10 protein-coding genes are annotated in these 8,483 nt (G+C 68.8%); 5 read left to right on the top strand and 5 right to left on the bottom strand.

What is annotated here, in order from left to right; translation table 11 throughout:
- Window positions 1-72 precede the first annotated feature (72 nt).
- On the bottom strand, window positions 73-1,110 hold the full coding sequence (locus ACFV4K_RS32570) for a beta-ketoacyl-ACP synthase III (RefSeq protein WP_379280094.1): 1,038 nt from the start codon (window positions 1,108-1,110) through the stop codon (window positions 73-75).
- Between the two features lie 97 nt (window positions 1,111-1,207).
- Here ACFV4K_RS32570 and ACFV4K_RS32565 point away from each other — a divergent pair, with 97 nt between their 5' ends.
- The 3 genes from ACFV4K_RS32565 to ACFV4K_RS32555 all read left to right on the top strand — a co-directional run bounded on the left by ACFV4K_RS32565 (window position 1,208) and on the right by ACFV4K_RS32555 (window position 3,340).
- A complete protein-coding gene (locus ACFV4K_RS32565; protein WP_357282998.1) occupies window positions 1,208-1,792 on the top strand; it encodes a TetR/AcrR family transcriptional regulator in 585 nt (194 codons plus the stop codon).
- An 88-nt stretch (window positions 1,793-1,880) separates the two neighbouring features.
- Window positions 1,881-2,864 carry an aldo/keto reductase gene (locus tag ACFV4K_RS32560; RefSeq protein WP_379280093.1) on the top strand — a complete coding sequence of 328 codons (984 nt, stop codon included), beginning with the start codon at window positions 1,881-1,883 and terminating at the stop codon, window positions 2,862-2,864.
- 38 nt (window positions 2,865-2,902) lie between these two features.
- Window positions 2,903-3,340, top strand: coding sequence for an RpiB/LacA/LacB family sugar-phosphate isomerase (locus ACFV4K_RS32555; RefSeq protein WP_379280091.1), 438 nt, complete (start codon window positions 2,903-2,905; stop codon window positions 3,338-3,340).
- On the opposite strand, the gene ACFV4K_RS32550 is transcribed toward ACFV4K_RS32555, so the two are convergent.
- The 4 genes from ACFV4K_RS32550 to ACFV4K_RS32535 form a co-directional block, all read right to left on the bottom strand.
- Entirely contained in the window at window positions 3,341-4,936 is a 1,596-nt protein-coding gene (locus ACFV4K_RS32550) for an acyl-CoA synthetase (protein WP_379280090.1), read from the bottom strand.
- Between the two features lie 34 nt (window positions 4,937-4,970).
- Window positions 4,971-5,429 carry a gamma-glutamylcyclotransferase family protein gene (locus tag ACFV4K_RS32545; protein ID WP_379280088.1) on the bottom strand — a complete coding sequence of 153 codons (459 nt, stop codon included), beginning with the start codon at window positions 5,427-5,429 and terminating at the stop codon, window positions 4,971-4,973.
- Complete coding sequence (locus ACFV4K_RS32540; RefSeq protein WP_379280087.1) at window positions 5,426-6,202, bottom strand: MBL fold metallo-hydrolase; 777 nt, start codon at window positions 6,200-6,202, stop codon at window positions 5,426-5,428. The genes ACFV4K_RS32545 and ACFV4K_RS32540 overlap by 4 nt, the downstream gene beginning before the upstream one ends.
- 82 nt (window positions 6,203-6,284) lie before the next feature.
- A complete protein-coding gene (locus ACFV4K_RS32535; RefSeq protein WP_379280086.1) occupies window positions 6,285-7,193 on the bottom strand; it encodes a LysR substrate-binding domain-containing protein in 909 nt (302 codons plus the stop codon).
- A gap of 107 nt (window positions 7,194-7,300) precedes the next feature.
- Here ACFV4K_RS32535 and ACFV4K_RS32530 point away from each other — a divergent pair, with 107 nt between their 5' ends.
- Entirely contained in the window at window positions 7,301-7,888 is a 588-nt protein-coding gene (locus ACFV4K_RS32530) for a peroxiredoxin (RefSeq protein WP_213556646.1), read from the top strand.
- Between the two features lie 26 nt (window positions 7,889-7,914).
- Entirely contained in the window at window positions 7,915-8,454 is a 540-nt protein-coding gene (locus ACFV4K_RS32525; protein ID WP_379096728.1) for a carboxymuconolactone decarboxylase family protein, read from the top strand.
- Window positions 8,455-8,483 lie beyond the last annotated feature (29 nt).

Genomic DNA, 8,483 nt, shown 5'->3' with positions numbered 1-8,483 from the left:
CAGCCTGGCTGTGCGGGGCGCTTCGTTTTTCGTCGTTTCACACAACGGATTTCGTTGTCGCCGGGCCGATCGTCACGCGATCGCGGGGAGCGTGACCACCTGACCGGCGTAGGCCAGGCCCGCGCCGAAGCCCAGCAGCAGCGCGGTGTCGCCCGGCTTCGAGGCGCCCGAGCGCAGCAGCTGCTCCATCGCCATCGGGATCGACGCGGCGCTGGTGTTGCCCGCCTCCGCGATATCCCGTGCGACGGCGATGTTCTGGGGCATGTGCAGCGCCCGCACCAGCGCGTCGGTGATCCGACCATTGGCCTGGTGCGGCACGAACGCGTCCAGATCCTCCACGTTCACGCCCGCCTGGTCCAGCGCGTCACGGCAGGCCTTCTCCAAGAACGTTACGGCCCAGCGGAATACGGCCGCGCCGTTCATCCGGATGTAGGGCCGCTCGGTGGTGCCGCCACTGGCCTCCGCCGCGGCGACCTCGGCGAAGTAGGTCTTGAAGTCCTTGTCCTGCTTGATCGCGGCGGTCTGGCTGCCGTCCGAGCCCCAGGCCACCGGCCCGATGCCCTCGACGTCGGAGGCGCCCACCACGACCGCGCCGGCACCGTCGGCGAAGATGAACGCGCAGGTGCGGTCGTCCTGGTCGAGCAGGTCCGAGAGCCGCTCCACGCCGATCACCAGCACGTGCCGGGCCTGACCGGCGCGCACCAGGTTGGCCCCGTTGGCGAGCGCGTAGCAGAAGCCCGCGCATCCGGCCGAGACGTCGAAGGCGGCGGTGTCGTGCATGCCGAGTTCGGTCGCGACCACGGCTCCGGCGGACGGTCCCAACACCATCTGCGAGGAGGTGGCCAGGATGACCGCGTCGATCTGCTCGGCGGTGACCCCGGCGGCGGCGAGCGCGTCGCGGGCGGCGGCGGTGCTCATGCCGACGATGGTCTCGTCGTCATCGGCCCAGTGACGGGCCTCGATGCCGGAGCGGGTCCGGATCCATTCGTCGGAGGAGTTGATGCGGTCGACGATCTCGGCGTTGGGGACCACCCGGCGTGGCCGGTACACGCCCAGGCCGAGCAGGGCGGCATGGGCTACCGGAGTGGCGGTGGCGATCTGGGCTGACATGCGCGGATTTCCTCTTTTCCCATATGAACCGATCGGTCCACATGGGTTAGGTTTAACATGGACCGATCGGTTCACACAAGGGCTGGAGGAAATTGCAATGACGGCGGGACCACGCGCCCGATTGATCGCGAGCACCATCACCACCGTCCAGGAACACGGCGTGCACGCGGCCGGTCTCAACGAACTCCTCAAACGCAGCAACGCCTCCAGAAACTCGCTCTACCAGCACTTCCCCTCCGGCAAGGGGGAACTGGTGGCCACTGCGGCCCGCATCGTGTCGCGCATGGTCTACTCCCACGTGAGCCGCATGTCCGACGCGCTGCCGGTCGCGCCCTCCCTCGACGCCTGGGTCGACGAGTTACTCGGCTTCTGGCGCGGCCAGCTCGAGACCAGCGAGTTCCGCGCGGGATCGTTCATGATGGCCGCCGCCCTCGACGAACTGGACCCGACCCTGCAGTCGGCCGCCGGTCAAGCCTTCTCCGAATGGACCGCGCGGCTGGCCGACGGCCTGGTCGACGCGGGCATCGAACGCGCCACCGCCTGTTCCCTGTCCGGCTTCGCACTCTCGGTCATCGAGGGCGCGATCGTGCAGAGCCGGGCCCTGAAATCCGCTCTCCCCTTCACCGACGCGGGCACCCAGCTCACCGTCCTGCTGCACCACCACCTGCCCAACCGCCGCTGATCTTGACTTGGAGCGCACTCCAGGTCGTAGCGTTCCGGTCAGTCGGCGAACGCCGCGAATTCCATTCCTACCGAGGAGGATTCATCGCATGATCGCGACCAGGAAGCTCGGCGAGCTGACCGTCGGCGCCCAGGGCCTCGGCTGCATGGGCATGAGCGGCGCCTACGGCGTCCAGGACAACGACACCGAGTCCATCGCCACCATCCACCGGGCCCTCGACCTGGGCGTCACCCTGCTCGACACCTCGAACGTCTATGGCCCGGAGACCAACGAGCGGCTGCTCGGCCGCGCCATCGCCGACCGTCGCGACCGGGTCGTGCTGGCCACCAAGTTCGGCATCGTCTGGGGTGAGCAGGGCACGCTCGGCGCGCGCGGCGACGCCGCGTATGTGAAGCAGTCCTGCGACGAGTCGCTCGCGCGGCTGGGCGTCGACCACATCGACCTCTACTACCAGCATCGCGTGGACCCGAATGTGCCCATCGAGGAGACCTGGGGCGCGCTGTCGGAACTCGTGCAGGCCGGCAAGGTCCGCTACCTCGGCATCTCCGAGGCCTCCGCCGACACGATCCGCGCCGCCCACGCCGTCCACCCGGTGACCGCGCTGCAGAGCGAATGGTCGCTGTGGACCCGCGATATCGAGGCCGAGATCGTGCCCGCCTGCCGCGAGCTCGGAATCGGCATCGTGCCGTTCTCGCCGCTGGGTCGCGGCTTCCTCACCGGCGCGATCACCTCCACCGCCGATCTGCCCGCCGACGACATGCGCCGCCGGCTGCCCCGGTTCGCCGACGGCAATATCGACGCCAATCTCGCCATCGTCGCGGCCCTGCGGGAACTGGCCGACGAGAAGGGCGTCACCGCGGGGCAGTTGGCCCTGGCCTGGGTGCAGTCCCGCGGCGACGACGTAGTTCCGATCCCCGGGACCAAGCGCCGCACCTACCTCGAACAGAACGTGGCCGCCACCGAGATCGTGCTGTCGCCGGAGGATCTGGCCCGCATCGAGGCCGCCGCGCCGGCCGCATCGGTGGCCGGGGCACGCTATCCCGAAGCGCTCGCGCGCGTCACGAATCGCTAGTCCCCCCAATCCCGGACCTCGTCGAGGAGAATGACCGCATGAGGATTTCGGTTGCCGCGGACGAGGACACCGGGGTGGCCACGGCCGTGGTCGAGGAGCTGCGGACGCACGGGCACGAGGTGACCGTGCACGGGGCCCTCGATCCGGACGAACGCGACGATTGGGCGTGGGCGTGCGAGGCGGCGGCGCGCGACGTCGCCGACGGCCGGACCGAGCAGGCCATCGTGTGCTGCTGGACCGGCACCGGCGCGTCCATCGCCGCCAACAAGGTCGCCGGGGTGCGGGCGGCGCTGTGCGTGGACGCGTATACCGCTGAGGGAGCGCGGAAGTGGAACGACGCCAACGTGCTGGCGCTGAGTCTGCGCCTCACCTCGCGCGCGCAGCTGAGCGAGATTCTCGACGCCTGGTTCGCCGGGGCTCCGAGCGAGGACCCCGGCGATCGGGCGAACATCGCCCATGTGGATCTGATCGGCTGATCAGTCCTGCGCGGCCAGATCCGCGTGCCGCGTACGCAATTCGCGCTTGAGGATCTTGCCGCTGGGGTTCTTGGGCAGCGCCTCGACGAAGGTCACGTACTTGGGCACCTTGTATCCGGCGAGGCGCTGTTTGCAGTGGGCGATGACGGCGGCGGCGTCCGGCGCGGTTCCGGTGCGCGCCACCACGATCGCGGCGACCGCCTCGATCCAGCGCGGATGCGGGATGCCGACCACGGCGGCCTCGGAGACGTCCGGGTGTTCGTAGAGGACTTCCTCGACCTCACGGCTGGCCACGTTCTCACCGCCGGTCTTGATCATGTCCTTCTTGCGGTCGACCACGCTGAGATAGCCGTCGGCGTCCAGTACGCCCAGGTCGCCGCTGTGGAACCAGCCGTTGCGGAAGGCTTCCGCGGTCTTGGCGGGATCGTTCCAGTAGCCGAGCATGGCCTGCGGCGACCGGTGCACGATCTCGCCGACGACACCGACGCCGACCGGATTGTCGTCGTCGTCGACCACCCGGGTCTCGACATTGAGCGCCGGGCGGCCCGCCGACCCGGGCTTGGTGAGCTGGTCCTCGGGCACGAGAACCGTTGCCAGCGGCGAGAGTTCGGTCTGGCCGTAGAAGTTGGTGAGGCCGACGCCGGGTAGCCGTTCGGCCAGTTCGTGCAGCACCTCGACGGGCATGATGCTCGCACCGTAGTAGCCCTTGCGCAGGGACGACAGGTCGTAGCTGTCGAAGTCGGGGTGGCGCAGCAGCGAGACCCAGACCGTGGGCGGGCAGAACAGTTTGGTGGCCCGCTCGGTTTCGATGGTGCGCAGCACCGTGGCCGGGTCGGGGCCGGGCAGCAGGATGCTGGTCGCGCCCAGCCACAGGTCGGGGGTGAGGAAGCAGTGCAGCTGGGCGCAGTGGTACAGCGGCAGCGCGTGCACCTCGACGTCGTCGGCGCTCATGCGGCCGTCGACGACGACGCTGGTGTACTGCGCGATCAGCGCGCGGCTCGACAGCACCGCGCCCTTGGGGCGCGACTCGGTGCCGGAGGTGTACATGATCTGGATGGGGTCGTCGTCGGCGACGAACACCTCGGGGGCGGAGGTGTCGGAGTGGGATACCCAGGCGCTCACGTCCTCCCATCCGGTCGTCGCGGGCAGGTCGCCCAGGGCGATCCGGCCGAGCAGCCGGATCTGGCCGTCACCCAGCTGTTTCACGGCGGCTTCGGCCTGTTCGGCGAGGCCATCCTCGGCGATGAAACCGACCGCCGCGCTGTGTTCGAGGATGAACGCCACCTCGTCGGCGGTGAGCATGAAATTGATCGGCACCGAGATCGCGCCCAGCCGCGCCAGCGCGAAGTAGAGGAGCACGAACTCACGGCAGTTGTGCGAGTAGATCGCGACCCGATCCCCCTGCCCCACACCGCGATCGGCCAGGCTGTGCGCGACCCGGTTCACGGCCGTGTCCAGATCGGCGTAACTCTCGCGCCGATCGCGCCACACCAGCGCGGTCTTGTCCGGGACCCGGGCGGCACTGCGCCGCAGCAGATCTCCAAGCGCCTGCGAGCGCGCGCCCGTCACGGTCCGATCAGTGCCCTGTGCATCCATGCGACCAACTTCTACCGCACGAATGTGTCCCGCGTCATACAGTCTCGCTGAGCAGGACCAGATCCCGCCGCCACGCAGCACATTTCGACTCGTAATACGGTAGGTGCCCGGACTCGAAGTCCACGGCCGACCAATCGGCCTCGGCGACCTCGGCGGTCCAGGTGTAGGTCCACGCGTACCCGACGCGCTCCCCCGCGTGCACCGACACCGGGGTCAGGTCGTACTCGTCGTCCTCGAAGGCGTCGAGCACGCGCCAGTCGTCGGCGGTGAGCCCGGTGAGCACGAAGCCCTCGGTCACGGCGTCGGCCGCGGTGACCAGTCCCGGATACGCCCGGCTGGGCAGCACGGCGGCCCGCCGTCCGATCAGCCGCGCGGGTTCCATCCGCGGTACGCGGCCGATCAACGCGGTCAGCACGGCCTCGAACCGCAGGGTGCCGTAGACGAACAGTGGATCACTCGCGGCCGGAAGCCTCCGTGCCCACCGGTCGTTCATCGCCCGGCGATCCGCGCGAACAGCCCCGCGTCGTGAGAGTTGACGACGGTCACCGTGTCCCCGTGCAGCTTCCGCAGTTCCTGCAATCGCCGCTGGTTCAGCCGGTACGCGTCCCCCACGATGGACCCGGTCTCGTAGACCTTCCACCAGAACGGTGTGAACGGCTCCTCGGGATGGATGCTGGATTCGGTGAAGAACGAGTCACCGGCGTGCAGGAGCCATCCGTTGCCGTGATCGATCGCCACGCCGGCGTGACCGCGGGTGTGACCGAGCAGCGGCACCACCAGGATCTCCGGCGGCAGCCCGGGCAGGTCGCGCACCGCGGTGAAGCCGAACCAGTCCTCGCCGCCCTCGACCTCGTTCACCATCCACTTGGGTCCGTGCGCCCATTGCGCGGCCCGGTAGCGCAGCTTCTCGGACAGGGTCGGAGTGGCGGTTGCGGCCCGGAATTCGGGGCCGTGGATGTGCACGGTGGCTTCGGGGAAGTCCGAGAGCCCGCCGGAATGGTCCAGGTCGAGGTGGGTGAGGATGATGTGCCGGACGTCGCGCGGGTCGTAGCCCAGTGCCTGGATCTGGCGGATCGCGGTCTCGCCCTCGGACGGTTTCGCGCCCATCAGGAACCGGCTGGCACCCAGCATCTTTCCGGGCTGCCGCACGGTCTCGAGCCCGAACCCGGTGTCGACGAGCACGAGCGCGTCGCGAGTCTCGAGGAGCAGGCAGTGATCGATGACGCCGAATCCCATGGTGCCGCAGTTGAGGTGATGGACGCGCATGGCTCGAGCGTTTCAGACACCCCAGGGTGACGCAACCGCGCAGGTTGCCGGATTTGTCGCGGCACCCGGCGAGCGCGCGGGATCAGCGCGGACGGCCCTCGCGAATGATCTCGGCGAGCAGCTCGTAGTCGTCGCCGCGCGCGGTGGAGGACCGGAACGCCAGCCCGACTGTGCGGCCCGGAGCGGGTGCGGCGAAGGTCGCCACGTCCAGGGTGCCGCGCGCGGTCTCGGCCGGGACCGCCATGGCCGGGATCAGGGTGACGCCGAGGTCGCCCGCGACGAACTGCACCACCGTGGCCAGCGACGCGGCGCGGGTGTCGCCGACCGCGCCGGGGTGCGCGTCGTGGGTGCGGCACAGGTCCATGGTCTGATCGCGCAGGCAGTGGCCCTCGTCGAGGAGCAGCAGCGGCAGCGCGTCGAGATCGGCCGGGGTCAGGTCGGAGCGGCCGGCCAGCTCGTGGCCGCGTGGCACGACCAGCACGAACTCCTCGGTGTAGAGCGGTATCTCGACCAGGCCGGGCGCGTCGGCGGGCAGCGCCAGCATGGCCACGTCGAGCACGCCCGAGCGCAGGCCCTCGAGCAGCCGGGCGGTCTGGTCCTCGATGACGTGCGGCGCGAGAGCGGGTACCCGCCTGCGCAATTCGGGCAGCAAGGTGGGCAGCACGTAGGGGGCGACGGTCGGGATGATGCCCAGCCGCAGGGTGCCGCGCAGCCCCTCCCCGGCGGCCGACGCGACAAATCGGTCAGCGGCCTCGAGGGTCGCGATGGCTTGCGGCAGCAAACGTTTGCCGTCCGCGGTGACCAGCACACGACGCGTACTGCGTTCGATCAGCAACAGCCCCAGTCCGTTTTCCAGTGATGCCAACGCCTGGGATAACGTGGGCTGGCTCACGCCGAGCCGGGTCGCCGCGGTACCGAAGTGCCGGTACTCCGCGACGGCCACGAACGCACGCAGCTGTGACAGGGTGGGCTGATAAGTTTGATCAGTCACGCCTATGAGTGTAGTGCGACCGATCACCTTTACCTCTCACCGCTGTTCGGCCAAGATCGTATACAGAAGTCTCGACACAATCGGCATGACTACAACGAGGAGCATTCATGGCACTGCTGACCATCGGCGATCAGTTCCCCGCGTACAACCTGAAGGCTGTCATCGGCGGTGATCTCTCGAAGGTGAACGCTCAGCAGCCCGACGACTACTTCACCCAGATCTCGAGCGACGACTACGCCGGCAAGTGGCGCATCGTCTTCTTCTGGCCCAAGGACTTCACCTTCGTGTGCCCGACCGAGATCGCCGCCTTCGGCAAGCTGAACGAGGAGTTCGCCGATCGCGACGCGCAGGTGCTGGGTGCCTCCGTCGACAACGAGTTCGTCCACTTCCAGTGGCGCGCACAGCACGAGGAGCTCAAGACCCTCCCGTTCCCGATGCTCAGCGACCTGAAGCGGGAACTGGCCGCGGCCACCGGCGTGCTCAATGCCGATGGCGTCGCCGACCGCGCCACCTTCATCGTCGACCCGAACAACGAGATCCAGTTCGTGTCGGTCACCGCCGGTTCGGTGGGCCGCAATGTCGACGAGGTGCTGCGCGTGCTGGACGCCCTGCAGTCCGACGAGCTGTGCGCCTGCAACTGGAAGAAGGGCGACCCGACCATCCAGGCCGGCGAGCTCATGACCGCGTCGGTGTAAGAGCAAGGCTTGTAAGGAATTTCGTCGTGACCATCGATAACCTGAAGAACTCGCTGCCCGAGTACGCCAAGGACCTCAAGCTCAACCTGTCGTCCATGGCGCGCAGCACCGTGCTCAACGAGCAGCAGCTGTGGGGCACCCTGCTGGCCTCGGCCGCGGCCACCAAGTCCGCGACCACGCTGCGGGAGATCGCCGAGGAGGCGGCCGACGTGCTGTCGGCCGAGGCGTACAACGCCGCACTGGGCGCCGCGTCGATCATGGGTATGAACAATGTGTTCTACCGCGGCAAGGCGTTCCTGGAGGGCCGCTACGACGATCTGCGCGCGGGCCTGCGCATGCAGATCATCGGCACTCCCGGCGTGGACAAGGTCGATTTCGAGCTGTGGTCGTTCGCGGTCTCCTCGATCAACGGCTGCCAGCACTGCCTGGAGGCGCACGAGCACACGCTGCGTGAGGCGGGCGTGTCGCGCGAGGTGATCTTCGAGGCGCTGCGCGCGGCCGCGATCGTGGCGGGCGTGGGCCAGGCCGTGGCGTCGACGGAGGCGCTGGCCACGGCCGCCGTCTAGTCGATCAGGGCGCTGCCCGGGACGCGGAT

The sequence above is a fragment of the Nocardia sp. NPDC059764 genome, assembly GCF_042732555.1.
Classification (GTDB): domain Bacteria; phylum Actinomycetota; class Actinomycetes; order Mycobacteriales; family Mycobacteriaceae; genus Nocardia.
The sequence above is the reverse complement of the archived record's forward strand: the minus strand, read 5'-3'. Positions and strand labels throughout refer to the sequence as shown.